This window comes from Streptomyces yunnanensis, from assembly GCF_029011865.1.
GTDB lineage: Bacteria > Actinomycetota > Actinomycetes > Streptomycetales > Streptomycetaceae > Streptomyces > Streptomyces yunnanensis.
Map to the genome: position 1 here is coordinate 4,134,823 of NZ_CP095749.1, position 23,878 is coordinate 4,158,700.

The 23,878-nt window shown below is 72.2% G+C and carries 21 protein-coding genes; 7 read left to right on the forward strand and 14 right to left on the reverse strand.

What is annotated here, in order from left to right:
- Positions 1–17 precede the first annotated feature (17 nt).
- The gene (locus MOV08_RS17635) at positions 18–785 is read left to right on the forward strand and encodes an SIS domain-containing protein (RefSeq protein WP_039633667.1); all 768 of its coding nucleotides are present in this window, start codon (positions 18–20) and stop codon (positions 783–785) included.
- A 59-nt stretch (positions 786–844) separates the two neighbouring features.
- Here MOV08_RS17635 and MOV08_RS17640 read toward each other — a convergent pair whose 3' ends face one another.
- Positions 845–2,260 (reverse strand): PAS domain-containing protein, encoded by a 1,416-nt coding sequence (locus MOV08_RS17640; protein WP_275308029.1) that lies wholly within the window; start codon positions 2,258–2,260, stop codon positions 845–847.
- A gap of 540 nt (positions 2,261–2,800) precedes the next feature.
- Positions 2,801–3,436 (reverse strand): pyridoxamine 5'-phosphate oxidase, encoded by a 636-nt coding sequence (gene pdxH / locus MOV08_RS17645; RefSeq protein WP_039641010.1) that lies wholly within the window; start codon positions 3,434–3,436, stop codon positions 2,801–2,803.
- Positions 3,437–3,904: 468 nt separating this feature from the next.
- Between pdxH and MOV08_RS17650 the strand changes: the two genes are divergently transcribed.
- Entirely contained in the window at positions 3,905–5,005 is a 1,101-nt protein-coding gene (locus tag MOV08_RS17650; RefSeq protein WP_275308030.1) for a citrate synthase 2, read from the forward strand.
- Between the two features lie 514 nt (positions 5,006–5,519).
- Here MOV08_RS17650 and MOV08_RS17655 read toward each other — a convergent pair.
- The 8 genes from MOV08_RS17655 to MOV08_RS17690 form a co-directional block, all read right to left on the reverse strand.
- Positions 5,520–6,164 carry a TetR/AcrR family transcriptional regulator gene (locus MOV08_RS17655; RefSeq protein WP_275308031.1) on the reverse strand — a complete coding sequence of 215 codons (645 nt, stop codon included), beginning with the start codon at positions 6,162–6,164 and terminating at the stop codon, positions 5,520–5,522.
- Positions 6,152–6,904 (reverse strand): enoyl-CoA hydratase family protein, encoded by a 753-nt coding sequence (locus MOV08_RS17660; protein ID WP_275308033.1) that lies wholly within the window; start codon positions 6,902–6,904, stop codon positions 6,152–6,154. Before MOV08_RS17660 ends, MOV08_RS17655 begins: the two co-directional genes overlap by 13 nt.
- Positions 6,901–8,538, reverse strand: coding sequence for a 4-coumarate--CoA ligase family protein (locus MOV08_RS17665; protein WP_275308034.1), 1,638 nt, complete (start codon positions 8,536–8,538; stop codon positions 6,901–6,903). The genes MOV08_RS17660 and MOV08_RS17665 overlap by 4 nt, the downstream gene beginning before the upstream one ends.
- A gap of 121 nt (positions 8,539–8,659) precedes the next feature.
- Positions 8,660–9,835: an acyl-CoA dehydrogenase family protein gene (locus tag MOV08_RS17670; RefSeq protein WP_275308036.1), complete on the reverse strand. Its 1,176-nt coding sequence runs from the start codon at positions 9,833–9,835 to the stop codon at positions 8,660–8,662.
- Positions 9,836–9,907: 72 nt separating this feature from the next.
- A complete protein-coding gene (locus MOV08_RS17675) occupies positions 9,908–11,887 on the reverse strand; it encodes an acetyl/propionyl/methylcrotonyl-CoA carboxylase subunit alpha (protein ID WP_275308038.1) in 1,980 nt (659 codons plus the stop codon).
- A 14-nt stretch (positions 11,888–11,901) separates the two neighbouring features.
- Complete coding sequence (locus tag MOV08_RS17680; protein WP_275308040.1) at positions 11,902–13,500, reverse strand: acyl-CoA carboxylase subunit beta; 1,599 nt, start codon at positions 13,498–13,500, stop codon at positions 11,902–11,904.
- Positions 13,497–15,206 carry an acyclic terpene utilization AtuA family protein gene (locus MOV08_RS17685; protein ID WP_275308041.1) on the reverse strand — a complete coding sequence of 570 codons (1,710 nt, stop codon included), beginning with the start codon at positions 15,204–15,206 and terminating at the stop codon, positions 13,497–13,499. Before MOV08_RS17685 ends, MOV08_RS17680 begins: the two co-directional genes overlap by 4 nt.
- A complete protein-coding gene (locus tag MOV08_RS17690; protein ID WP_039633687.1) occupies positions 15,203–16,006 on the reverse strand; it encodes a TIGR03084 family metal-binding protein in 804 nt (267 codons plus the stop codon). Before MOV08_RS17690 ends, MOV08_RS17685 begins: the two co-directional genes overlap by 4 nt.
- Before the next feature lie 316 nt (positions 16,007–16,322).
- Between MOV08_RS17690 and MOV08_RS17695 the strand changes: the two genes are divergently transcribed.
- Positions 16,323–17,345, forward strand: a complete 1,023-nt coding sequence (locus MOV08_RS17695; protein WP_039633689.1) for an ETX/MTX2 family pore-forming toxin — start codon at positions 16,323–16,325, stop codon at positions 17,343–17,345.
- A 189-nt stretch (positions 17,346–17,534) separates the two neighbouring features.
- Here MOV08_RS17695 and MOV08_RS17700 read toward each other — a convergent pair whose 3' ends face one another.
- Positions 17,535–17,741 carry a DUF397 domain-containing protein gene (locus MOV08_RS17700; RefSeq protein WP_275308042.1) on the reverse strand — a complete coding sequence of 69 codons (207 nt, stop codon included), beginning with the start codon at positions 17,739–17,741 and terminating at the stop codon, positions 17,535–17,537.
- Positions 17,728–18,588: a helix-turn-helix domain-containing protein gene (locus MOV08_RS17705; protein ID WP_275311816.1), complete on the reverse strand. Its 861-nt coding sequence runs from the start codon at positions 18,586–18,588 to the stop codon at positions 17,728–17,730. Before MOV08_RS17705 ends, MOV08_RS17700 begins: the two co-directional genes overlap by 14 nt.
- 333 nt (positions 18,589–18,921) lie before the next feature.
- Here MOV08_RS17705 and MOV08_RS17710 point away from each other — a divergent pair, with 333 nt between their 5' ends.
- The 3 genes from MOV08_RS17710 to MOV08_RS17725 all read left to right on the forward strand — a co-directional run bounded on the left by MOV08_RS17710 (position 18,922) and on the right by MOV08_RS17725 (position 19,923).
- Entirely contained in the window at positions 18,922–19,236 is a 315-nt protein-coding gene (locus MOV08_RS17710) for a hypothetical protein (protein WP_275308043.1), read from the forward strand.
- A gap of 193 nt (positions 19,237–19,429) precedes the next feature.
- Positions 19,430–19,678, forward strand: a complete 249-nt coding sequence (locus MOV08_RS17720) for a hypothetical protein (RefSeq protein ID WP_275308045.1) — start codon at positions 19,430–19,432, stop codon at positions 19,676–19,678.
- Positions 19,675–19,923, forward strand: coding sequence for a DUF7848 domain-containing protein (locus tag MOV08_RS17725; RefSeq protein ID WP_275308047.1), 249 nt, complete (start codon positions 19,675–19,677; stop codon positions 19,921–19,923). The genes MOV08_RS17720 and MOV08_RS17725 overlap by 4 nt, the downstream gene beginning before the upstream one ends.
- Before the next feature lie 601 nt (positions 19,924–20,524).
- On the opposite strand, the gene MOV08_RS17730 is transcribed toward MOV08_RS17725, so the two are convergent.
- The gene (locus tag MOV08_RS17730; protein WP_052286775.1) at positions 20,525–21,442 is read right to left on the reverse strand and encodes an EamA family transporter; all 918 of its coding nucleotides are present in this window, start codon (positions 21,440–21,442) and stop codon (positions 20,525–20,527) included.
- A gap of 191 nt (positions 21,443–21,633) precedes the next feature.
- Here MOV08_RS17730 and MOV08_RS17735 point away from each other — a divergent pair, with 191 nt between their 5' ends.
- A complete protein-coding gene (locus MOV08_RS17735) occupies positions 21,634–22,485 on the forward strand; it encodes a LysR family transcriptional regulator (protein ID WP_275308048.1) in 852 nt (283 codons plus the stop codon).
- A 53-nt stretch (positions 22,486–22,538) separates the two neighbouring features.
- On the opposite strand, the gene MOV08_RS17740 is transcribed toward MOV08_RS17735, so the two are convergent.
- Entirely contained in the window at positions 22,539–23,699 is a 1,161-nt protein-coding gene (locus MOV08_RS17740) for an AbrB family transcriptional regulator (protein ID WP_275308049.1), read from the reverse strand.
- Between the last annotated feature and the right edge of the window lie 179 nt (positions 23,700–23,878).

A 23,878-nucleotide genomic window follows, 5' to 3' on the forward strand; every position in this document is an offset into this window, starting at 1 on the left:
GAGAGGGGCCCGCGGCCATGGCTGAGAGCGACCGGAGCGAGGGGCTGGCCGGGCGGTACTTCGACGCCGCGATCGACCTGCTGCGACAGGTCCGCGACGCGGAGGGGGACCGGATCACCGCGGCCGGCCGGCTGATCGCGGACACCGTGGCGGCGGGCGGCCGGGTCTTCTCCTTCGGGGCCGGGCACTCCTCGCTGCCGGCCCAGGACACCGTGTACCGCGCCGGCGGCCTGGCGATCATGAACCTGCTCTCCGTCCCCGGGGTCGTCGGGGTGGACGTCCGGCCGGCGACGCTGGGCAGCGCGCTGGAGCGGGTCGACGGGCTGGCCGGGGCGGTGCTGGACACCAGCCCACTGGAGCGCGGCGACGTGCTGGTGATCATCTCGCTCTCCGGGCGGAACGCGCTGCCGGTCGAGATGGCGATCAACGCGCGGGCCCTGGGCATCAGGGTCATCGGCCTGACGTCGGTGGCCTACGCGGGCGCCACCAAGTCCCGGCACTCCTCGGGGACATACCTCAAGGACCACTGCGACATCGTGCTGGACAGCCGGATCCCGGTCGGCGACGCGGAGCTGACGCTGCCCGGCATCGAGGCGCCGTTCGCCCCCGCCTCGACGGTCGTCACCAGCGCGATCATGCAGGCCGTGGTGGCGACCGCGGCCGGCACGCTGGCCGAGCGCGGGGTGCAGCCGCCGCTGCTGCGCTCGGGCAACGTGGACGGCGGGCACGAGTGGAACGGCCGGGTGATGCGGGAGTACGCGGACCGGATCTTCTACCGCCACTGAGGGGCGCGGGCCGGGCACCGGACGGCCGAACGGCCGCCCGCCGGCGCTCCCCGGCCCGCTCACACCCCCGCCGCCCCCGCGAGGTCCAGCGCGGCGGCGACGCGGGCGGCGACCTCCTCGGCGTAGTCGGCGTCCGCACGGTCGAAGGGGCGCCGGGCGGGCATCCGCAGGAACGTGGCGACCCCCAGGGTGCGGCCCCGGCTGCGGAGCACCACGCACAGCCCGTGCACCGTGCCGTCCGGCCAGTTGCGGGCCGCCGCCCAGCCCTCGGCGGGGTCCGGACCGGCGGTGGCCCGCACCGAGCCGCGCCGCGCGTACGCCTGGAGCGCCGGGTGGCCCACCGCGTAGGCCACCGGGATGCCGGCCGCCGGGACGGCCTCCGAGGGGCCGGGCGCGCCCGCCGGGGAGGCCAGCGCCCGCACCAGTCGGGGCGCCCGGGCCGGGGCGCCCGGTCCGCCGTCCGGGGCGGGCGGGTCCGCGTCCCATGCGGCGTCCGCGTCCACCGCGCCGTACGGGGCCGGGGCCGGGGTGCGGGCCAGGTCGACCAGAGCGTGGTCGGCGAAGCCCGCCAGCGCGAAGTCGAGGTGGACCGCGGCGGCCTCGGCCGGGTCCGGGCACTCGGCGGCGGCCCGGCCCGCACGGTGCAGCTGGTGGGCGCGGAAGCGCAGCAGGGAGCCGTCCTGCTCGGTGCGCTTGAGCTCGGTGACGTCCTGGAAGAGCCAGGCCACGCCGAGCGGGACGGGTTCCTCGGCCAGCGGCGAGGCCAGTCGGACGAAGCCGCTGCGCCAGCACCGGCGCGGGAGTTCGCACTCGCCGTCCCGCAGCGTCACCCACAGCTCCGCGATGGCCGGCGGCGCGCCCTCGGCCAGGACGTGCTGGAAGGCGTTCTCCAGCTCCTCGACGCCCTGCGCCAGGACATCGCCCAGCGGGCGGCCCAACAGCGCGGTACGGCCCCTGCCGAAGGCGCGGGCGGCGTGTCCGTTGACGACCGCGGGCCGCAGGTCGGCGTCGATCAGCACCACGCCCCAGGTGGCGTCCTCGAAGAGCGCCTCGCTCAGCGCCACGGCCCGTTCCAGGTCGAGCTGGGTGTGCGACTCGCTGAAGGCGCAGTAGACCCCGGCGGCCCGCCCGTCGGCGGCGTGCACCGCGGAGGACTGGGTGCGGACCAGGACGCGGTGGCCGTCCTTGGTCAGCAGGGCGAAGTCGTGCACCTGACGGCCCGGGGCGCGCATCGCGGCGGCCAGCGCGGACTGCACGCCCTCGGCGTCCTCCGCGCGGACCGCCCAGCCCGTCAGACCGGGGCGGCCGACCGCCTCCTGCGGCGTCCAGCCGAGGATGCGTGCGGCCTCGTGGTTCCAGTGTGTGACCGTGCCGTCGGCGGCGAAGGCCATCAGGGCGGCGTCCATGCCGTCCAGGAGAGCGGCGAGCAGCCCGGAGTCGTCGGCGTCCGGGGGGCGGTCGGGCTCGGTGTCCACGCCGGTCCGCGGGGACCCGGAGGCCGCCTGCCCGGGCCCGTCCACCGGGCCGGGCGGGCCGCCGGAGGCAGGCCGCCTCGACGACGAGGCCGACGAGGCCGAAGAAGCTGACGAGGCAGTCACTGGCACCCCTTACGACGCGGCCGCACGTGCTCCACGTGGGGTCATTCAACTGGAACGTGACGTGGGACACACCCCATTCGCGGAAATCGCCGCCCGGCAAGTTCCGCCCCCGGAAAAAACCGGTTGTGCGGCGCCGGGCGGGTTCCTAACGTGTGGGGTACACGAGAAGGGAGGTGGTTCGGCAGATGATTTCGCACCGGACGCGTGAGGTGGCTGCGGGCTAGCGCCCGACGCTCCACCGAAGTGCAGCGCCGGATCCGCGCATACTGCAGATGCGCAGCCGGCCCAATCCCAAAGCAGTCACCCGACCCGCGGGCTGCCGGTTCGTCCGACCGGCCCTTCGCGCCACCGAGCGCGGAGGAAACAGCCCGCGGGTCGTCTGCGTGTGCGGCCGGCGCCGGCCGCACACGCGCTCGCCTAGGGCGCGAGGCGCTCCACTCGCCACTGGCCCGCCTCGGGGGCGCCCTCGCGGGCGTACCGCAGGCGGTCGTGGAGGCGGTTCAGACGGCCCTGCCAGAACTCGACCGTCTCGGGGGTGACGCGGTAGCCGCCCCAGTGCGGGGGCGCCGGCACCTGCTCGCCCTCCGGATAGCGGGCCGCCAACTCCTCGTAGGCACGCTCCAGTTCGTCGCGGGAGGCGATCGGCGCGGACTGCTCGCTGGCCCAGGCACCCAGTTGGGAGCCGTGCGGGCGGGTGCGGAAGTAGGCGGCGGTCTCGTCCCGGCCGATGCGCTCGGCGGTCCCGATCACGATGACCTGGCGGGCCAGCGGGTGCCAGGGGAACAGCAGGGAGACGTGCGGGTTCTCGGCCAGTTCGCGACCCTTGCGGCTGGTGTAGTTGGTGAAGAAGACGAAGCCGCGCTCGTCGAATGCCTTGAGCAGCACGGTTCTTGAGCTGGGCCGGCCGGCGGCGTCCGCCGTCGAGACGACCATGGCGTTCGGCTCGTGCAGGCCGGCCACCGCCGCGTCCTTGAACCAGCGTCCGAACTGGTCGTAGGGGCTCGCGGCGAGGTCGGACTCGGCGATTCCCTCGGCGCGGTAGTGCGCACGCATGGACGAGGGGTCGGGGGTGTCGGCGGAGGGCATGTCGGCGGGATGCACGGCCTCATCTTGCAGCATCCGCCCCGCGCCAGACAGCCCGGTGGGCTGGAAGTCTGCCCCTCGTCGCCGGGGCGTAACCCTCCCGTCGGCAAATCGCCCAGTGTGCCGGATGTCACGCTTCCCCGCTGCTGATGAACCCGCCAAAATCATGGCCCGGCCCACTGTGGGCCTCGGACACCGGGAGTTATCGTGTCCGTCTTCAGGCCGCCGCGGGCAGCATGCGTGGCGGCCCGCGCCCGTGGACCGACCACCAACGGGCGGAACCGTCGCGTGGCCCCTGCCCCGGCGGGGCATCACCGGGGTGACCGGTACGGACCGCGAGCTGCCCGGCGCAGCCGCGTAGCCGCACCGGCGCCGCACCTGACTCGACCGCACGGCAGCCGGTCACCGGTTGCCGTCCCCATCTTGAGGAGCCGCCTGATGTCCGACTTCGTTCCCGGGCTTGAGGGAGTCGTCGCGTTCGAGACGGAGATCGCCGAACCCGATAAGGAGGGCGGCGCGCTCCGCTACCGCGGGGTGGACATCGAGGACCTCGTCGGGCACGTGTCCTTCGAGAACGTCTGGGGGCTGCTGGTCGACGGGGCGTTCAAGCCGGGGCTGCCGCCCGCCGAGCCCTTCCCGATCCCGGTGCACTCGGGTGACATCCGGGTCGATGTGCAGTCCGCGCTCGCCATGTTGGCGCCCGTATGGGGCCTGAAACCGCTGCTCGACATCGACGAGCAGACCGCCCGCGACAACCTCGCCCGGGCCGCCGTGATGGCGCTGTCCTACGTCGCCCAGTCGGCGCGCGGCCAGGGCCTGCCGATGGTGCCGCAGAAGGAGATCGACAAGGCGGAGACCGTCGTGGAGCGCTTCATGAAGCGCTGGCGCGGGGAGCCCGACCCCAAGCACGTCAAGGCCGTCGACGCCTACTGGACCTCGGCCGCCGAGCACGGCATGAACGCCTCGACCTTCACCGCCCGGGTCATCGCCTCGACGGGCGCGGACGTGGCGGCGGCGCTGTCCGGCGCCGTCGGCGCCATGTCCGGCCCGCTGCACGGCGGCGCGCCCTCCCGTGTCCTCGGCATGATCGAGGAGATCGAGCGGACCGGTGACGCCGGCGCCTACGTCCGAGAGACGCTGGACCGCGGCGAGCGGCTGATGGGCTTCGGCCACCGCGTCTACCGCGCCGAGGACCCGCGGGCGCGGGTGCTGCGGCGGACCGCCAAGGAACTGGGCGCCCCGCGCTTCGAGGTCGCCGAGGCCCTGGAGAAGGCCGCCCTGGAGGAGCTGCACAACCGCCGCCCCGACCGGGTGCTGGCCACCAACGTGGAGTTCTGGGCGGCCATCGTCCTGGACTTCGCGGAGGTCCCGGCGCACATGTTCACGTCCATGTTCACCTGCGCCCGCACGGCGGGCTGGAGCGCCCACATCCTGGAGCAGAAGCGGACGGGACGCCTGGTCCGCCCGTCCGCCCGCTACGTGGGCCCGGCGGCGCGGAGCCCGCAGTCGATCGCGGGCTACGAGGACATCGCGGGCTGACGGCCGGCCCGTGCCGCCTGACGGCGGGTTGTTGCGTCCGCTGCGGGTCCGCCTGACGGCGGGGGTGCGTTGTCCGCTGCGCGGGGCTGTTGGGTGCGGTGACGGGCCGGAGGGGGTGGTGTGCAGGACTGCTGCGCTTTACGTCCTGCACACCACCCTCCGGCCCGTCACCTCCCGTGAGTGGGTGGGAAAGACAGGTGCGTCCAGCCTCACGCCGGTGGTCTGGTGACGGTCACCACTCGACAACGAACCCGCACCGGCCCACCGGCCGGCACCCCCACCCACCCTTTCCATGACCACCCACGGGAGGGGACGGGTCTGTGGGGTGGGGATGTGCGGACGTAAAGCGCAGCAGTCCGCACATCCCCCACCCCACAGACCCGGCACCGCGGCCGACCAGCCCCGCGCAGCGGAACCGCACCGCACCCGACCAGCCCCGCGCAGCGGCACCGCCCCGCGCAGCGGACCCGGCACACCCCGCCGTCAGGCGGCACGGCGCAAGAAAGGCGAACCCCTACGACGGCGGATACGAGGGCGGAGCCGACAACACCGCGTCGATGTTCTTGGCCCATTGGGCCACGACCCGGTCCCGCCGTGCCGAGTCGTCCGTCAGGAGGTTCGCGAGGCCGAGGCCGCGGGCCATGTCCAGGAGGCCCTGGACGGTCTCCCGGACGCCGGGGACGGACTCGTCGGCGGCGAGCAGCGCCACCGTCGTGCGGTGCGCCTCGCGGCCCACCCGGGCCTCCAGGGCGGTGACCCGGTCGCGGAGTTGTTCCTCGTCGGAGGCGGCCACCCACAGGTGGAGCGCGGCCCGGAACAGCGGGCCCGTGTAGAGGCCGACCACCTCCTCGACGATCATCCAGGTGCGGGCGATGGAGCCGGCCGGCGGGAGGTCGTGCGCCAGGGCCTTGAGCGCGCCCTGGCGTTTCTCCGCGACGTGCTCGACGGCGGCGGTGAACAGGTCCTCGCGGGTGCGGAAGTGGTGCTGGGCGGCGCCGCGGGAGACGCCCGCCCGTTCGGCGACGACGGCGACCGTGCTGCCGGTCCAGCCGCGTTCGGCGAGGCAGGCGACGGCGGCCTCCAGCAGCTTGAGCCGGGTGGCGCGGCTGCGCTCCTGCTGGGGCTCCTTGACGCCGCGGGCCGGGGTCAGCGCGCCCATGCCGGGTCCCGTCGTTCCAGGAAGGCGGTCATGCCCTCGCGGGCCTCGGCGGAGCCGAAGAGCCGGGCGGACCGGTCGGCGAGCGCGTCGGTGTCCCGGTCGAAGGCGGCCAGGACGGGTGCCGTGACGAGCTTCTTGGACTCGGCCAGGCCCTGGGGGGAGCCCTTGCGCACGCCGTCCAGCAGGGGCGCGAGGCCCGCGTCGACGTCGTCGGCGGCGAGGGTGACCAGGCCGATCCGGGCCGCCTCGGTGGGGCCGAACTTCTCGCCGGTGAGGTAGTAGCGGGCGGCGGCGCGGGCGTCCATACGGGGCAGCAGCGGCATCGAGATCACGGCGGGGGCGAGGCCGAGCCGCGCCTCGGTGAACGCGAAGGTGGTCTGCGGGCCGGCGACGGAGAGGTCGCAGGCGCCGAGCAGTCCGAGCCCGCCGGCGCGGACGTGGCCGGTCACCCGGGCGATCACCGGCTTGGGCAGTTCCACGAGGGCGCGCAGCAGTCGGGTGAGCTCCAGGGGGCCGTCCTTGGCGTCGCCGGTGGTGGCCTCGGAGAGGTCCGCGCCGGCACAGAACGTGCTGCCGGTGTGGGCGAGCAGCACGGCCCGGACGGCGTCGTCGGCGGCGGCGTCCGCGAGGGCCCGGTGCAGTTCGGCGACCAGGCGGGTGGAGAGGGCGTTGCGGTTGTGGGGGGAGTTGAGGGTGAGGGTGGTGATTCCGCGCTCGTGGGCGCGCTCCACGTACGTCATCGGACCGTCGAACTCCTTTCCCTGGCGCGGAGTTCGCGCCGGAGGATCTTTCCGGTGGTGGCACGCGGGACGCTGTCCAGGAATTCCACGCGGCGCACCTTCTTGTACGGGGCAACTCGTTCTGCAACGTAGGCGATGACCTCGTCCGCGGTGAGCGCGGCCCCCTGTCGGCGGACCACGAACGCCTTGGGGATCTCGTTGCCGTCGTCGTCGGTGACGCCGATGACGGCCGCGTCCGCGACGGCCTCGTGGGCGAGCAGCAGCGCCTCCAGGTCGGCGGGGGCGACCTGGTAGCCCTTGTATTTGATCAACTCCTTGACGCGGTCGACGACATGGAGCCAGCCGTCGGCGTCGGTCCGCCCGATGTCGCCGGTGTGCAGCCAGCCGTCGGGGTCGATCATCGCGTCGGTCTCGGCGGGGCGTCCCAGGTAGCCGCGCATCACCTGCGGGCCCCGGATGACGATCTCGCCGGTCTCCCCCGGTCCGAGGTCCCGCCCCGTCTCCAGGGAGACGATCCGCAGTTCCGTACTGGGCAGCAGGGTGCCGACCGCTCCCGGGGGAGGGCCTGCGGCGCGTGGCGCCGTCGTTGCGGGGCGGGCGGTGTCGGGCGGCACCACATGGGTGGCCGGGGAGAGTTCGGTCATCCCGTATGCCTGGAGGACGGCGGGCAGGCCGAGCCGTCGGGCGCAGGCGGCGGCCAGGCCGGCGTCCAGCGGCGCGGCGGCGCACAGCACGCGGCGGAGGGAGGACAGGTCGAACTCCTCGACCATCGGGTGTTTGGCCAGTGCCAGCACGATCGGGGGTGCGGTGTAGATCTCGGTGATGCGGTGCTGCTCGATGGCGGTGAGGAACGGGCGGAGGTCGAAGCGGGGCAGGACGACGACGGTGGCGCCGTTGCGCAGCGGGGCGTTCATCAGGGCGGTGAGCCCGTAGATGTGGAAGAAGGGGAGCACGGCCAGGATGCGGTCGCCGGGGCCGTTGGCCATCAGCGGGGCCAGTTGGGCGAGGTTGGTGGCGATGTTGCGGTGGGTGAGCATCACGCCCTTGGGGGCGCCGGTGGTGCCGGAGGAATACGGGAGCGCGGCCAGGTCGGTGGCCGGGTCGATCTCCGGGGCGGGGTCGGGGTGGTCCTCGGCGGCCAGGTCGAGGACGGTGCGGTGGCCGTCGGCGCGGTCACAGAGGAGGATCTCGGTGATGCCGCCGGCCCGTCGGGCGGCGGCCCGGGCGGTGTCCAGCAGTGCCGCCACGGTGACGATCCGGGACGCGTGGGAGTCGGTCAGCTGGCGGGCGAACTCGGCCTCGGTGGCGAGCGGGTGGACGGTGGTGACCGCCGCCCCGCAGCGCGACGCGGCGTAGAACACCACGGGGAAGAGCACCGAGTTGGGGCTGTGCAGGGCCAGCACGTCGCCCTTGCGGAGCCCGGAAGCGGCGAGTGCGGCGGCCAGCCGGCGGCTGAGGTGGTCGAGGCGGGCGTAGTCGAGCGTGGTGCCGGTGAGGGCGTCGACGAGGGCGGGGCGCGCGCCGTGCTCGGCCGCCCGCCCGAGGACGGCCTCGTGGATCGGCAGCTCCACGGGGGCGACGTCGGGGTATGCGCTGCGGAAGACGTGGGAGTCGTGGGACGTCGGGGACGCCATGGGGTCCTTCCCTGGTGCGGCGGTGGGTGCGGCGGCGGGCCGCCGTGGACCTTCCTTCCCGTGTGCCGGGCCGTGATGCGCCGGGCCGGTGGGGGCCGGGCCCGGCGCACCGCCCGTTTCCTCAGTACGACTTGGGCAGCCCCAGGGACTGGTGCGAGACGAAGTTGAGGATCATCTCCCGGCTGACCGGGGCGATCCGCGCCACCCGGGCGGCGGTGACCAGGGACGCCAGCCCGTATTCCCGGGTGAGGCCGTTGCCGCCCAGGGTGTGCACGGCCTGGTCGACGGTGTGCACCGCGGCCTCGGCCGCCGCGTACTTGGCCATGTTGGCGGCCTCGCCGGCGGCCATGTCGTCGCCCGCGTCGTAGAGCAGCGCCGCCTTCCGCATCATCAGCGCGGCCAGCTCCAGTTCGATGTGGCACTGGGCGAGCGGGTGGGCGAGGGCCTGGTGGGCGCCGATCGGCTCCTTCCAGACCTGTCGGGTGCGGGCGTAGTCCACGGCCCTGGCCAGCGCGTAGCGGCCCATGCCGAGGGCGAACGCGGCGGTCATGATGCGCTCCGGGTTGAGGCCGGCGAACAGCTGGAGCAGTCCCGCGTCCTGGTCGCCCACCAGAGCGTCGGCGGGCAGCCGCACGTCGTCCAGGGTCAGCTCGAACTGCTTCTCCGGGGCGGCCAGTTCCATCGCCACCGGGCTGCGGCCGAAGCCGGGGGCCTCGCGCGGGACGATGAACAGGCAGGGCTTGAGTTTCCCGGTGCCGGCGTCCTCGGTGCGGCCGACGATCAGCGTCGCGTCGGCGATGTCCACGCCGGAGACGAAGATCTTGCGCCCGTTGAGGACCCAGTCCCCGCCCTCCTTGCGGGCGGTGGTGGTGATGCGGTGCGAGTTGGATCCGGCGTCCGGCTCGGTGATGCCGAAGGCCATCTTCCGGCTGCCGTCGGCCAGTCCGGGCAGCCAGGTGCGCTTCTGCTCCTCGGTGCCGAAGCGGGCGATGACCGTGCCGCAGATCGCCGGCGAGACCACCAGCATCAGCAGCGGGCAGCCGGCCGCCCCCAACTCCTCCAGGACGAGGGAGAGTTCGGTGATGCCGGCGCCTCCGCCACCGTACTCCTCGGGCAGGTTGACGCCGAGGTAGCCGGCCTTGGCGGCCTCCTGCCACAGCTCGTCGGTGTGCCGGCCCTCGGCGACGACGGTGGCGAAGTACTCCCGGCCGTAGCGCTTGGCGAGGGCGGCGACGGCGGCGCGCAGGGCGCGGTGTTCCTCGGACTCGATCACGGGGTTGCTCAGGGCGTTGCTCATGACGGCTCCTGGGGCGGTGAGTGAGTGCCTGCGGGTAACGGGTGGGGCGGGTGCGCCGGGTGCGCCCCGGCGTCAGTCGGCGACGACGGCGAGCAGGGTGCCGACCTCGACCTGCCGGCCCGTACGGGCGGGCAGGGCGGTCAGCGTGCCGGCCGCCGGTGCGGTGATCTTGTGCTCCATCTTCATGGCCTCCAGCCACAGCAGCGGCTGGCCGGCCTCGACGCGGTCGCCCTCGGCCAGCCCGTCCGCGATCCGGACGACCGTGCCGGGCATCGGGGCGAGCAGCGAACCGGGCTCCGTACGGGCGGTGGGGTCGGGAAAACGGGGCAGCGCGGTGAGGGTGCGGGCCCCCAGGGGCGAGTCGACGTGGACCTGGTCGCCGTAGCGGGCGACCGCGAACGTCCGCCGCAGCCCGTCGACGTCGAGCACCACCTCGTCCGCGGCCAGGGCGACCAGTCGGACGCCGGGGAAGTCCGCGGCGTCCAGCCCCTCGCGCCCGAGCCGGTAGCGCACCTCGTGCGTGGTGCCCGCACGGGCGAAGCTCTTGACCTGCGGGCCGGCGGGGACGTTGCGGAAGCCCCCGAAGCGGGAGCGGCCGTGGGCGTCGGCGAGCGCGGCGGCCAGCGCGCACAGCCCGTCCCCGGTGGCTTCCGCCGCGGTCAGGGCGCCGAGGTTGCGGTCGTAGAACCCGGTGTCCAGCCCGGTGGCGGCGACGAACTCCGGGTGCCGCAGCGAGCGGACCAGCAGCTCGCGGTTGGTGACCGGGCCGTGGATGCGGGCCCGTTCCAGGGCGCCGGCCAGCTTGCGCACGGCCTCGGCGCGGGTCGGCGCCCAGGCGATCACCTTGGCCAGCATCGGGTCGTAGTGGACGGTGACGGTACCGCCGTCGGTCACGCCGGAGTCCAGCCGGACGCCGTCCGGTACGGCGAGCCGGTGCACGGTGCCGGTCTGCGGCTGCCAGTCGGCCGCGGGGTCCTCCGCGTAGAGCCGGGCCTCGACGGCGTGGCCGTGCGGCGCGGGCAGCGCGGCGGGCAGCGGCCGGCCCTCGGCGACGGCGATCTGCAGGGCCACCAGGTCGATCCGGTAGATCTCCTCGGTGACCGGGTGCTCCACCTGGAGGCGGGTGTTCATCTCCAGGAAGTACGCCCGGCCAAAGGCGGCGGTCCCCTCGCCGGGGGCGGCAGGGGACACCAGGAACTCGACGGTGCCCGCGCCCCGGTAGTCGATGGCCCGCGCGGCCTGCGCGGCGGCCCGGTGCAGGGTGTCCCGCAGCACCTCGGGCAGGCCGGGCGCCGGGGCCTCCTCGATGACCTTCTGGTGGCGCCGCTGGAGGGAGCAGTCGCGGGTGCCGAGCGTCCAGACGTTGCCGTGGGCGTCGGCGAGGACCTGCACCTCGACGTGCCGCCCGCCCTCGACGTACGGCTCGACGAACACCTCGCCGTCCCCGAAAGCGGCGAGCGCCTCGGCCCGCGCCGACGTCAACTCACCCTCCAACAAAGACAGTTCGCGGACGATGCGCATACCGCGCCCGCCCCCGCCGGCCGCCGCCTTCACCAGCAGCGGCAGGTCCCCGGCGGTGGCCGCGGCCGGATCGACCGGCGCCAGCAGCGGCACCCCGGCCGCCGCCATCAGCTCCTTGGCGCGGGTCTTGGAGGCCATCGCCGCGATGGCGGCCGGCGGCGGCCCGATCCACACCAGTCCCGCGTCCGCCACCGCGGCGGCGAACGCGTCGCTCTCGGAGAGGAACCCGTACCCCGGGTGGACCGCGTCCGCCCCGGCCGCCAGCGCCGCCTTCACGATCAGCTCGCCGCGCAGATAGGTCTCCGCGGGCGCCTCGCCGGGCAGCCGGACCGCGACGTCCGCCTCCCGTACGTGCGCGGCCCCGGCGTCCGCGTCGGAGTACACCGCGACGGTGGCGATGCCCAGTTCGCGGCAGGTGCGGAAGATGCGGCGGGCGATCTCGCCGCGGTTGGCGACGAGCACCGAACGGATCTCCACGAAGTCCTCCCCGCCCTCGGCCGTGGTCGCGGCCCCGGAATCGATCGTTGTCACAGGAACCTCACCCCTCACATCCGGAAGACGCCGAAGCCGCCCCGCGCGCCCTCGACCGGCGCGGTGTGGACGGCGGACAGGCACAGGCCGAGGACGGTGCGGGTGTCGCGCGGGTCGATGACGCCGTCGTCGTACAGCCGCCCGGACAGGAACATCGGCAGCGACTCGGCCTCGATCTGCTGCTCCACCATGGCGCGCAGCGCCGCGTCGCCCGCCTCGTCGTACGGCTGCCCCTTCGCGGCGGCGGAGGCCCGCGCCACGATGGAGAGCACCCCGGCGAGCTGCTGCGGCCCCATCACCGCCGACTTGGCGCTCGGCCAGGCAAAGAGGAACCGCGGGTCGTAGGCCCGGCCGCACATCCCGTAGTGCCCGGCCCCGTACGACGCACCCATCAGCACCGAGAGGTGCGGCACCCGCGAGTTCGACACCGCGTTGATCATCATCGCGCCGTGCTTGATGATGCCGCCCTGTTCGTACTCCTTGCCGACCATGTAGCCGGTGGTGTTGTGCAGGAAGATCAACGGGATGTCCCGCTGGTTGGCCAACTGGATGAACTGCGCGGCCTTCTGACTCTCCGCGCTGAACAGCACGCCCTGCGCGTTGGCGAGGATGCCGACCGGATAGCCGTGCAGCTCCGCCCACCCCGTCGCCAGGCTCGGTCCGTACAGCGGCTTGAACTCGTCGAAGTCCGACCCGTCGACGATCCGGGCGATCACCTCGCGCGGGTCGAAGGGGGCCCGCAGGTCGCCGGGGACGATGCCGAGCAGCTCCTCCTCGTCGTACTTCGGCGGCGCGGCCGGGCCCGGATCGGGGTGCGTCTTGCGCCAGTTGAGACGCGCCACCACCCGCCGCGCCTGTCGCAGCGCATCCGGTTCGTCGACCGCGAAGTAGTCCGCGAGCCCCGACGTCCTGGCGTGCATCTCGGCCCCGCCCAGCGACTCGTCGTCGCTCTCCTCACCCGTCGCCATCTTCACCAGCGGCGGCCCGCCGAGGAAGACCTTGGCCCGCTCCTTCACCATGATCACGTGGTCCGACATCCCGGGGACGTACGCGCCCCCGGCCGTCGAGTTCCCGAAGACCACCGCCACCGTCGGAATGCCCGCGGCGGACAGCCGCGTCAAGTCCTTGAAGAGCGCCCCGCCGGGGATGAAGATCTCCTTCTGGCTCGGCAGGTCGGCCCCGCCCGACTCCACCAGGCTGACCACCGGCAGCCGATCGGCGAACGCGATCTCGTTGGCCCGCAGCGCCTTCCTGAGCGTCCACGGATTGCTCGCCCCGCCCCGCACGGTCGGATCGTTCGCGGTGATCAGGCACTCCACGCCCTCGATCACCCCGATCCCGGTGACCAGCGACGCCCCCACCGCGTAGTCGCTGCCCCACCCGGCGAGCGGCGACAGCTCCAGGAACGGCGTGTCGGGGTCCAACAGCAGCTCGATCCGCTCCCGGGCCAGCAGCTTGCCCCGCTCGCGGTGCCGGGCGACGTACTTCTCCCCGCCGCCGGCGAGCGCCTTGGCGTGCTCACCGGCCACCTCCCCCAGCTTCTCCAGCATCGCCGCCCGCCGCTCGGCGTACTCGGCACCGGTCGGATCCAGCGCGCTCCCCAGGACGGTCAAAGCAACTCCTCCGGTATCTCCACATGACGGGAGCGCAGCCACTCCCCCAGCGCCTTGGCCTGCGGATCGAACCGGGCCTGCGAGGCGACGCCCTCGCCGAGCAGTCCGTCCACCGTGAAGTTCAGCGCCCGCAGATGGGGCAGGACCTCCCGCCGCACCGCCAACTTCTCGACCTCCGGCAGGAGTTGACGGAATCTCGACACCGTCAGCGCGTGCGCGAGCCACCGCCACGCCCGGTCCGTCCGGGCCCACACCCCGACGTTCGCCGACCCGCCCTTGTCGCCGCTGCGGGCCCCGGCGACGAGCCCCAGGGGCGCCCGCCGGGTCGGCCCCGCCGGCAACGGCTCCGGCAGCTCCGCGGACACGGCAGGCAGCTCGCCCGCCACCCCCGGCGCGGGCGGGATCCGCACCCGCTCCCCGTCCGGCAGCACCGCCACCTGCCGCACGTCCTCGGCCGCCGCGTACGCCGCCTCGAACACCCCGTACGGGGCGCCCTTGCCCGGCGGCGCCGTCACATGGAAGCCCGGGTAACTGGCCAGCGCCAGCTCGATCGCCGCCCCGCTCACGGCCCGCCCCACGGCCTCCGGGTCCGGATCGCGCACCACCAGCCGCAGCAGCGCGCTCGCCTCCTCCTGCACCCCGGCATCCTGGTGGTCGGTCCGCGCCAGCGACCAGCTCACCTCCCTCGGACGGCGCCCGGCGCGCTCCAGCGCCTCCTCCAACTGCCCCCGCACCAGCCGCGCCTTGGCCTCGATGTCCAGTCCGGTGAGCACGAACACCACCTCGTTGCGCCAGCCGCCCATCCGGGTCAGCCCGACCTTCAACGTCGCCGGTGGCGCCTCGCCCCGCACCCCGTCGATCCGCACCCGGTCCGGTCCGTCCTCCGTCAGCCGTACGGTGTCCAGCCGCGCCGTCACGTCCGGCCCCGGGTAGCGCGCCCCCGCCGTCTCGTAGAGCAGCTGGGCGGTCACCGTCCCCGTCGTGACCGCGCCCCCGGTCCCCGGGTGCTTGGTGATCACGGCGCTGCCGTCGGAGTGGATCTCGGCCAGCGGGAACCCGGGCCGCCGCACGTCGCCCAACTCGCCGAAGAACGCGTAGTTCCCGCCCGTCGCCTGCGTCCCGCACTCCAGCACATGCCCCGCGACCACCGCTCCCGCCAACCGGTCGTGGTCGTCCGCCGCCCAGCCGAAGTGCGCCGCGGCCGGCCCGCTGACCAGCGCCGCGTCCGTCACCCGCCCGGTGACCACGACGTCCGCCCCCGCCCGTAGGCACTCCGCGATCCCCGCGCCCCCCACATAGGCGTTGGCGGTGAGCACGCCCTCGCCCCATCCGCGCCCCACCAGGTCGTCACCCTCGACGTGCGCGACCCGCACCGGGACGCCGACCCGTGCGCCCAACTCCCTTACGGCATCGGCCAGTCCCGCCGGATGGAGCCCGCCCGCATTCGTCACGATCTTCACGCCGCGCTCGACGGCGAGCCCCAGCCCCTCCTCCATCTGCCGCAGGAAGGTCTTGGCGTACCCCAGCCGCGGGTCCTTCAGCCGGTCCCGCCCCAGGATCAGCATCGTCAGCTCGGCGAGGTAGTCCCCGGTCAGCACGTCCAACGGCCCGCCGGTCAGCATCTCCCGCACGGCCTCGAACCGGTCGCCGTAGAACCCCGAGGCATTCCCGATCCGCAGCGGCGCTGCGCCCCCCGGCCCCGTCATCGCCGCACCTCACCCGGCGCCCGCCCCGCCCCCGCCGGCCCCGCGAAGGACTGCGCGATGCCCAACCACCGCTCGGCGTCCGCCCCCACCGCCACCAGGGAGACATCGTCCGGATGCGCCCGCTGCGTCACCAACAGGCAGAAGTCCCACGCCGTCCCGCTCACCCGCTGCGCGGCCCCCGCCGGCCCGAACGCCCACTCCTCGCCCCCGGGCCCGACCAGCTCGACCCGGAACTCCTCGGCCGGCGGCGTCAGCCCGTGCACCGTGTACGCGTAGTCCCTGGCCCGCACCCCGATCCGGGCGACGTGCCGCAGCCGCGCGGTCGGCACCCGCCGCACCCCCAGCGCGTCCGCCACGTCCTGCCCGTGCGCCCAGGTCTCCATCAGCCGCCCGGTGGCCACCGACGCCACGCTCATCGGCGGCCCGTACCAGGGCAACTTCGCGCCCGGGGGCTGCGCCGCCAGCACCTCCAGCAGCTCCGACCGGCTCGCCCGCCACCGCGCCAGCAGCTCGGCGGGGGCCAGCCGGGCCCCGCGCTCGGCCCCCTCGTCCACGAACGTCTCCGGCGAGGCGAGCGCCGCCGCCACCTCCCGCCCGAACCCCTCGGGATCGACCGCGGACTGCACGGCCCGCTCGTCCGTCCACAGCAGGTGCGCGATCTGGTGCGCGATGCTCCATCCGGCGGCCGGGGTCGCCCGCCCCCACTCCGCTTCCGGCAGCCCCGCCACCAGTCCGTCGACTTCCTCACCCTCGGCCCGTAGGTCCGCCAGGACCTCCCGAACCTCCCGCGGATCGGCCATCGCGCGCTCTCCTCATCCACGCCGGACACCCATGTCCCTTACGGACAGGGCATGTTGACAGCTGCGGTGATGCGAGAACCGAGGGTGGCAGCGCGCCGAGAAACAATCAAGCACGCATGCATGATTTTTTGCCATGGCGCGCCACGGTGCCTGGCCCGGCGCGGAAGCCGCGGGGAGACGACCCGACCTGCGCATACCCCGGTTACCCGGCAACGCCATGAATCAGGACCAAAGTCCCTATGTGCGGCGGAAGATCACCGATTGCATGGCTTCCCAAGACGATTCCCTCGTTCCGCCCCCTCGGATTGGGACCCTCATGAGCCATGTCTCCAGACGGCGCCTCCTCGCCGCCGTCCCCGTCGCCGGCCTCGCGGCGGCCGTCCCCGTCTCCCTTGCGACCGCGGGTGCCGCGGTCGCGGCCCCCGGCCGGCCGAACGCCCCTCAGGCCGCCCCGCCCCGCAAGGCGGCCGCCCGCTCGCTCCAGGAGATCACGGACGAGTGGGGGAAGTGGGTGGCCCGGAACCGCTTCCCCGGGTCCAACGGCTGCCGCTTCACCGCCTCCACGGACTACGGGAAGCGCGGCGAGCTGGGCGACTACCACAAGTACCAGGTGAGCACGAAGTACACCGGCATCACCTACGACCCCAACGCCCCCTCGCCCATACCGGGTCAGGTCAGCTCCGTGACGACCAACTACCGCAACGGGTCGTCCGTCGAGCAGACCGTCACGTACAAGCAGAGCAAGACGACCGAGCAGGACCTTCGTATCTCCGTGACCGAGTCGCTGAAGATCGGTGTCTCCATGGAGGTGTCGGCCGAGATCCCGGCCGTGGCCAAGGTTTCCGAGACCACCTCGATCGAAACCAACCTCTCCTCGACGCAGGAGTACACCCACAAGGAGACGCAGAACTGGAGCGTCGACCTCCCCCTGAAGATCCCGGCCAAGTCGGCCATCGAGGCGTCCCTCGTGATCGGCACCCAGAAGTACGACATCGACTGGACAGCCACCGTCAGCATGACGGGAGCCGTGGCGATCTGGTTCAACGACAAGGTCGACCTCAACCACGACGGGGACTACCACTGGCTCTGGTTCGTCCCCATCGAGGAGGTCTTCCGCGACTGCCGCACCCACTCGATCATCGACACCTCCGGCTACGAGATCACCGCCGGCGGCGTGGACGCCTTCGCCAGCGGGAAGTTCGGCGGGGGCCAGGGCGTGGCCGTCAACGTGAACGTGGTGCAGAAGGATCTCGACGGCCGCACGAAGCGCAGCGCGCCGCAGTCGATCCCGGTCCCTCTCAGCCAGGACGGCAAGAAAGTCATCCGCTCCGGCCGCTGAAATCAGCCCTGCGGAGTCCCACCCGCGCCAGCCCCCACCCGCCTGGATTCCCCCCACCCGCGGGGGGGGAGTAGAGAGAGTCCCCAGATTCTGAGACATGGTTGAGGTTGTCAACCACTCTGGCGCTGTCGGGCATGCGAACGGCCACCCTCCGTGACGTTGCGGAGGGTGGCCGTTGGGCTTGGGCTCTCAGTGGTGGAACTCTCCACCCTTGACGGCCGTGACGAACGATGACCAGCCGTCCGCCGAGAACATCAGTGCCGGGCCCTGGGGGTCCTTACTGTCACGGACGGGGACGGTTCCGGGGAAGTCGTCGGAGACTTCGACGCAGCTAGATTGCCCATTGCTGTAGCTGGACTTTCGCCACGTCACGCGGTTCAGGTCAGCCCTGCTCATAGTTTCCTGCCATTTCGAGAATCAGGCGCCGTGACGCCTCTTCGGGCATTGCCTTGGCCCAGATATCGCGGAACGCGTTGTCGTAGCGCTCAACCTCTCGGGGCTTATCCAAGTAGAGGTCCCCCGTGTAGCCGTCTGCGTAGACCGTCGGGGGTTCCGTTTCTCTCCCATTGCCAGTGAGTGGAAATCGGAGAATCTGAAACTGCCCCGACATGACACCTCGGTGCAGACCGGCGCTGAACGGGACTACCTTGATCGTCACCGTGGGTAGGTAGCTCACCTTCCCCAAGTGGCGAAGCTGCCCCGCCATCACGTTGTTCCCGCCGACCGGACGCCTCAACACGGCTTCGTTGAGCGCCACGTTGAGCGTGGGCGGCTGTGTCACTCGGGTCAGGAGTGTCTGACGCTTGATGCGCACCTGAACCCGCCGAGCGATCTCGCCCGGTTCTTCATTGGGGTTGTCTTCCTGAATGACCGTGTGGGCGTACTCGTCGGTTTGGAGTAGGCCGGGGATCAACTCCGGTTCGTACCAGTCAAGGTGTGTTGCTGTCTCCTCCAGCCCGATGTAGAGATCAAAGCCTTCGGGGATCGCGTCCCCGTACGCATGCCACCATCCTTTTGCTTTCGTTTCATGTGCAAGTCCAACGAGCGCCTCAGTGAGTGCAGGTGATGCGCCGTAGAGATCACACATTGCCTTTACTTCGACGGCGCGAGAAGAGACCTTCCCCTGTTCCACGCGCCACATGGTTGTTGGTGAACGCTCCAGCAACTTGGCTGCGGCGTTCACCTTGAGTCCCGCACGTTCGCGCAACTCGCACAGGATTCGCCCTAGTTGTCGCCTTGGCACCGTTGATCCGGTCGGACCGTCCGGTTCAGCCACACCTACCCCCTCCGATCGAAGTGAAAGACTCCCGTGTCCTGAATGAAAGCATCACTCGATGCCGACTGCAATGCACGTCAACTAGCTGAAAAAGCACTGCGTGAAAGGTTGCACGGGAGCATGCGGCCGGAGCATTCTGGCACCTCCCCGACCTGCTCAACTGCACTACGTGGGACGGGAGAAGGGCGGTCGGTAGCCGCTGCCATGCGCCGACCGCCGACGACCACGCGCCACGTAAAGACCCCCGCGACGGGGCGAACGTCCGGGGGCGTGGCCATCAACCCTGGGAGGTTGACGACAGTGCTCCACACTATCCGCACGATCTTCGAATCGCTGCTGTGCCGGTTACTCCCTGCTCGGGGCCAGCACCGGTCCGCCGACGCACCGCTCACCCCCGAACTCCCCGACACCCCGACGCTCGCCATCCCCTGCGTCCCCGCCGAACAGCGGTTGCTGCGGGGTGAGGACGTGGCGTTCCTCCGTCCATACGTCCTGACGCCCCAGGAGCGCCAGGAGCGGCGGTTGCAGCGTGGGCGGCGCCGTGCGCTGTGGCTGGCGACGTACGACGTCGAAGCGGGGCCGCGTTGGATTCACGGGCTGGAGGTGGGGTGCTGATGCCTCGTAGGTGCCGTCCCGTTCACCTGTCGGACCCGTTTCCGTTGCCGGAGCCCAAGCCTGTTGCCGGGTGCGATGTGTGCGCCGCCCTGGCCAAGCAGCGTGAGGCGGCACGCGTCAGCGGTGACCTGACGACAGTGATCGATTCCAACATCGAGATGCGTCGTCACCCCCACGGGAAGGCGGTGCGCACGTGAACGTGGGCGCCGTGTGGTCGCGGTGGGGTGAGCGGCTGTTGAAAGCGTGGAACCGGCACGTCAGGTATCGGGAGGTGCACCGCCAGCTCGACGTCATGTGGGATGACCCCAAGTCCCGTATCGCGTGGGTGGATGAGCTGACCGAGGAAGAACTGGAAGAGATGCTGGCCGGTCTGGCCGAATGCATCGACGCCATGCAGGGTGCGGTCAGTGAGACCCCGGAGCGTCCGGAGGGCACATCGTGAGTGAACGTAAGGGGTTGCAGGAATGGACGCTCCAGATCGATCCGGAGTGGGGCTTGAGGCACATGGGGAAGTGCATTATCTGCGGGGCATTCAGCCTCGACACCCCCAACGCCAGTGAAGCCCGAGACTGGTGTCTCAAGCACGCACACGCCACTGGTGACGACAGCTTCAAGTTGATGGCGATCCACTACGGCAGTGCCATCTTCGCTGAACCCCCGTCGGTGAACGGCACTTCGCCAACGTAGACCAGCGTGGGAATACTCGACTGTCGGTTGGTCCCGCATCTACCGAGCCTGGTTTCCCGGGGCGGGTTACCAGACCCCTTGTGGGTCAGTCGGCTGTCAACGGCTTGAAACCCTGCGTCAGCCGTGCACCCCACTGCCGCCACCCGGCGGACGGTGGAACAATCGCGTCTCCCCGATGGAGGGCTAATGGAGTGCAACAGGGATCTGTACGAAACGCGGGTAGCGTGCGACAAGTGCGGTCAGGAGATGACTCCGAACCAGGACGGCTGGTGGATCTGCTACCCGTGCGGGACGAGCAAGCCTGCGTAGCCCAGCCGTGCCCCCGCTGCGGCAGTCGCCTTGTCAGCGCTACGGGGGTGTGGTGGCGGTGCCGCTCCGGCGTCTGCCCGTACGAGATGCCGGGAGAGGCGTACAAGCTGTACTGCGAGCTGTCAGAGATGGTCGATCGCGACCCTGAAGCGTTCTTCAAGATCGTGAGTGCGTACTGCTCTGAGGTCCGGGCGCTTGAACCAGCCTGGATGCGGTGACCGAAGGCCCCGTCTGTGCGCTGCCCCTGCGGCGTTCGGGCGGGTCTGGTCAGCGACGCGTGGGAGGGAAAAACTCAGCGGCGCGAGCCGCTGAGAACCGCCCCCGCGCTCGCCACCACCACCAGCCCGATGGCCACCAACTCCACCCAGCCCAGCGCCTGCCCCAGCACCAGGAACCCGGCCGTGGCCGCCGCGGCCGGCTCCAGGCTCATCATCACCGCGAACCCCGAAGCGGGCAGCTTCCGCAGCGCCAGCAGCTCCAGCGTGTACGGCAGCACCGACGACATCAGCGCCACGGCGGCGCCCAGCCCCACCGTCACCGGGTTCAGCAGCGCCGTGCCCGCGCTGAGCACGCCCAGCGGCAGACTCAGCACCGCCGCCACCGTCATCGCCAACGCCAGCCCGTCCGCCTGCGGGAACCGCTGCCCGGTCCGCGCCGACAGCAGGATGTAGGCGGCCCACAGCCCACCGGCCGCCAGCGCGCATCCGGCCCCGACGAAGTTCAGCCCGTCGAACCCCGCGCGCCCCAGCAGCACCACACCGCCCAGCGCCAGCGCCGCCCACACCACGCTCAGCAGCCGCCGCGACGTCGCCACCGACAGGATCAGCGGCCCGAGGAACTCCAGGGTGACCGCGGCTCCCAACGGAATCCGGTCGATCGCCTGGTAGAAGAGCGAGTTCATCCCGGCCAGCGCCACACCGAAGGCGACGACCGTGGCCCAGTCCGCCCGCCCGTAACCCCGCACCTTCGGCCGGCAGGCGACGAGCAGCACCAGCGCCGCCACGACCAGCCGCAGCGTGACGACGCCCAGCGCGCCGGCCCGCGGGAACAGCAGCACCGCGACCGACGACCCGAACTGCAGCGAGACGATCCCGCCGATGACCAACCCCACCGACACCAGCCGGCCCCGCGCCCGCGCCGCACCCTTGTCGCCCAGCCCGTGGGCCGCGGCCTGCGCCTCGGCCGACAGCACCTCGGGCGAGGGCGGCACGGGCCGGGGTATCCCGGAGTCGAACGCTCCGGAGGAGGACTCTGCGAACGAGGACTCTGTGGGCGAGGACTCTGTGGGCGAGGACTCTGCGGACGACCCGAACGGCGCGGAGGAAGCATTCACACCCCCACGCTACGACCCGCTTTCCCGCACGTGAAATGCGATTTCGCCGGTTGTTATGCTCCGCACGCATGAGCATCGAGCTGCGTCATTTCCGCTGCTTCCTCGCCATCGCCGACACCCTCAGCGTGACCCGCGCCGCCGAACGCCTGCACCTCACCCAGCCCGCCGTCTCCCGCACCCTCCGGCAGCTGGAGGACACCCTGGACGTCCGCCTCGTCGAGCGCTCCACCCACCACCTGGCCCTCACCCCGGACGGCCTCGCCTTCCGCGACCAGGCGGCCCTCGCGGTCGCCGCCTTCGACCGCGCGCTGACCTACGGCCGGCGCTCCGGCTGGCCGCTCCGGCTGGGCCACGCCTGGTCGGCGGCCGGCGCGGACACCACCACCCTGCTGCGCCGCTGGCGCGAGGAGCACCCGGAGACCCCCCTGGAACTCCTCCGCATCGACGACCGCACGGCCGGCCTCGCCCGCGGCGACGTGGACGCCGCCCTCCTCCGCGGCGACGTCGACGCCCCCGGCCTGATCACCGAGCAGCTGACGACCGAGCCCCGGGTGGTCGGCCTGCCCGCCGACGACCCCCTGGCCGCCCGCCCCGCCCTCTCGCTCGCCGACCTCGCCACCCGCACCATCGCCCTCAACACGGTCTCCGGCATCACCACCCTCGACCTCTGGCCCGCCGACGCCCGCCCCTCGTCGACGATCACCATCGGCAACACCGACGACTGGATCGCCGCCATCACCGGCGGCCGGGCGGTGGGCGTCACCACCACGGCCACCGCCGGCATGCACCCGCACCCGGCGATGGCCTACGTCCCGCTCACCGACGCCCCGCCCGTCTCCGTCGTCCTCGCCCGGCGCGCCGGCCCCGGCCACCCGCGCATCCCGGACCTGATCGCCCTGGCCCACGAGGTCATGGACTAGGGCGCTAACTGTGTGAGGTCTGACGACGTCCTCCTCGCTACAGAAGGGCACCGTCAAGCGTCCCTGGCCGCAGGCTCGGGCCCCGGCTTCTCCTGGCGCCCCTCCTGGCGCCCCTCCTGCCGCCCCGGCGCGGTCTCGGTGCGCTGAGCGGAGTTTCGCGACCGAACGGAGCTTCGCGACAACCACCCCTGGAGCAGGGGCAGCAGCAACACCATCAGGAACAGCCGCAGCGTCTGCACACTGGAGATCAGCCCCATGTGCGCATCGCTGGTCGACGCGCTGGCGAGGACCGCGTTGATACCGCCGGGCGTCGTCGCGAGGTAGGCGTCGGCCCGGCTGACCCCCAGCACCGGGGCCAGCCCGACGGCGATCCCCCCGATGACACCGCAGAGCAGCAAGATCGCGCCTAGCACCAGCGGGATCATGCGCCTCACCGCCTGTACGGTCTCGCGGTCGAAGCGCAGACCCACCTCCAACCCGACGAGTACCAGCAGCGTCTCCTTGAACAGGCCCGCCGGCGAATAGCCGTGCGTCAGGCCGAGCGCCGTGACGGCCGCGGAGAGCAGCATGGGCCCCAGGAGAGCCGCGCTGGGCAGCCTGACGCGCCGGGCCAGGCGCATGCCGACGGCTGCCAGGACGAGGGTGATGGACACCCCGGCCAGCTGATCGCCTCGGGGCACCAGGTCCCAGGACCATCCGGCGGTGGCGCTCGCACCACCGTCGTCCCCTGCGCCGCCGGCCGCGGGGTCGGCGATGAGCATGGCCACCAGCGGCGCGGCGGCCGAAATCACGGCGACACGGGTGTACTGCATAAACGCCACGACCCGAGAATCCGCGCCCATGTCCTTCGCGCACGACGTCACGGCCACCGACCCTCCGGCGATCATTCCGAGCGTCGCGGTGAGCCGGTCCATTCGGCCGGTCCGCGCGATCACGACGGCAATTCCGACGCTGAGGACGGTCGTCACCAGCGTGAGCATCGTCAGCGGAAGCATGGCGCCGGCCACGTCGCGCAGGACCGAGACCTGGAGATAGGCGCCGATCATGACGCCGATGAGGGCCTGCACGCTCTGGTCGACGGTCTTCGACAGATGGTGCTGCCGGCTGCCCCGCAAGGCGATCACGGCCCCGACCAGGAGCCCGAGGAGGAGTTGGGGCGACGGGGCGCCCAGCGGCTCCAGGACCGCCGCGACGGCAAGGATCCCCACCGTCACGCATCCGATTCCCACGGGGCCATCGAGTGAATTCCGGACCCGGCTCAGCAACCGCTCAGCTACGCGCATTAGACCATCTCCGACATTCGGCGTAAGCCAGTGGCCATCATGAACGGCGAGAGGTTTCCAAAAGGTGAATTAGCCTTATCTTTCCCATGAATGGACTTTCCGCGAAAGAC

What these genes read in the sequence shown, in the direction of transcription:
- MOV08_RS17635 (WP_039633667.1), top strand. Translation starts at nt 18, where the DNA reads ATGGCTGAGAGCGACCGGAGCGAGGGGCTGGCCGGGCGGTACTTCGAC.
- pdxH (WP_039641010.1), bottom strand. Translation starts at nt 3,436, where the DNA reads ATGCGTGCGCACTACCGCGCCGAGGGAATCGCCGAGTCCGACCTCGCC.
- MOV08_RS17650 (WP_275308030.1), top strand. Translation starts at nt 3,905, where the DNA reads ATGTCCGACTTCGTTCCCGGGCTTGAGGGAGTCGTCGCGTTCGAGACG.
- MOV08_RS17655 (WP_275308031.1), bottom strand. Translation starts at nt 6,164, where the DNA reads ATGGGCGCGCTGACCCCGGCCCGCGGCGTCAAGGAGCCCCAGCAGGAG.
- MOV08_RS17660 (WP_275308033.1), bottom strand. Translation starts at nt 6,904, where the DNA reads ATGACGTACGTGGAGCGCGCCCACGAGCGCGGAATCACCACCCTCACC.
- MOV08_RS17665 (WP_275308034.1), bottom strand. Translation starts at nt 8,538, where the DNA reads ATGGCGTCCCCGACGTCCCACGACTCCCACGTCTTCCGCAGCGCATAC.
- MOV08_RS17670 (WP_275308036.1), bottom strand. Translation starts at nt 9,835, where the DNA reads ATGAGCAACGCCCTGAGCAACCCCGTGATCGAGTCCGAGGAACACCGC.
- MOV08_RS17685 (WP_275308041.1), bottom strand. Translation starts at nt 15,206, where the DNA reads ATGACGGGGCCGGGGGGCGCAGCGCCGCTGCGGATCGGGAATGCCTCG.
- MOV08_RS17690 (WP_039633687.1), bottom strand. Translation starts at nt 16,006, where the DNA reads ATGGCCGATCCGCGGGAGGTTCGGGAGGTCCTGGCGGACCTACGGGCC.
- MOV08_RS17695 (WP_039633689.1), top strand. Translation starts at nt 16,323, where the DNA reads ATGAGCCATGTCTCCAGACGGCGCCTCCTCGCCGCCGTCCCCGTCGCC.
- MOV08_RS17700 (WP_275308042.1), bottom strand. Translation starts at nt 17,741, where the DNA reads ATGAGCAGGGCTGACCTGAACCGCGTGACGTGGCGAAAGTCCAGCTAC.
- MOV08_RS17735 (WP_275308048.1), top strand. Translation starts at nt 21,634, where the DNA reads ATGAGCATCGAGCTGCGTCATTTCCGCTGCTTCCTCGCCATCGCCGAC.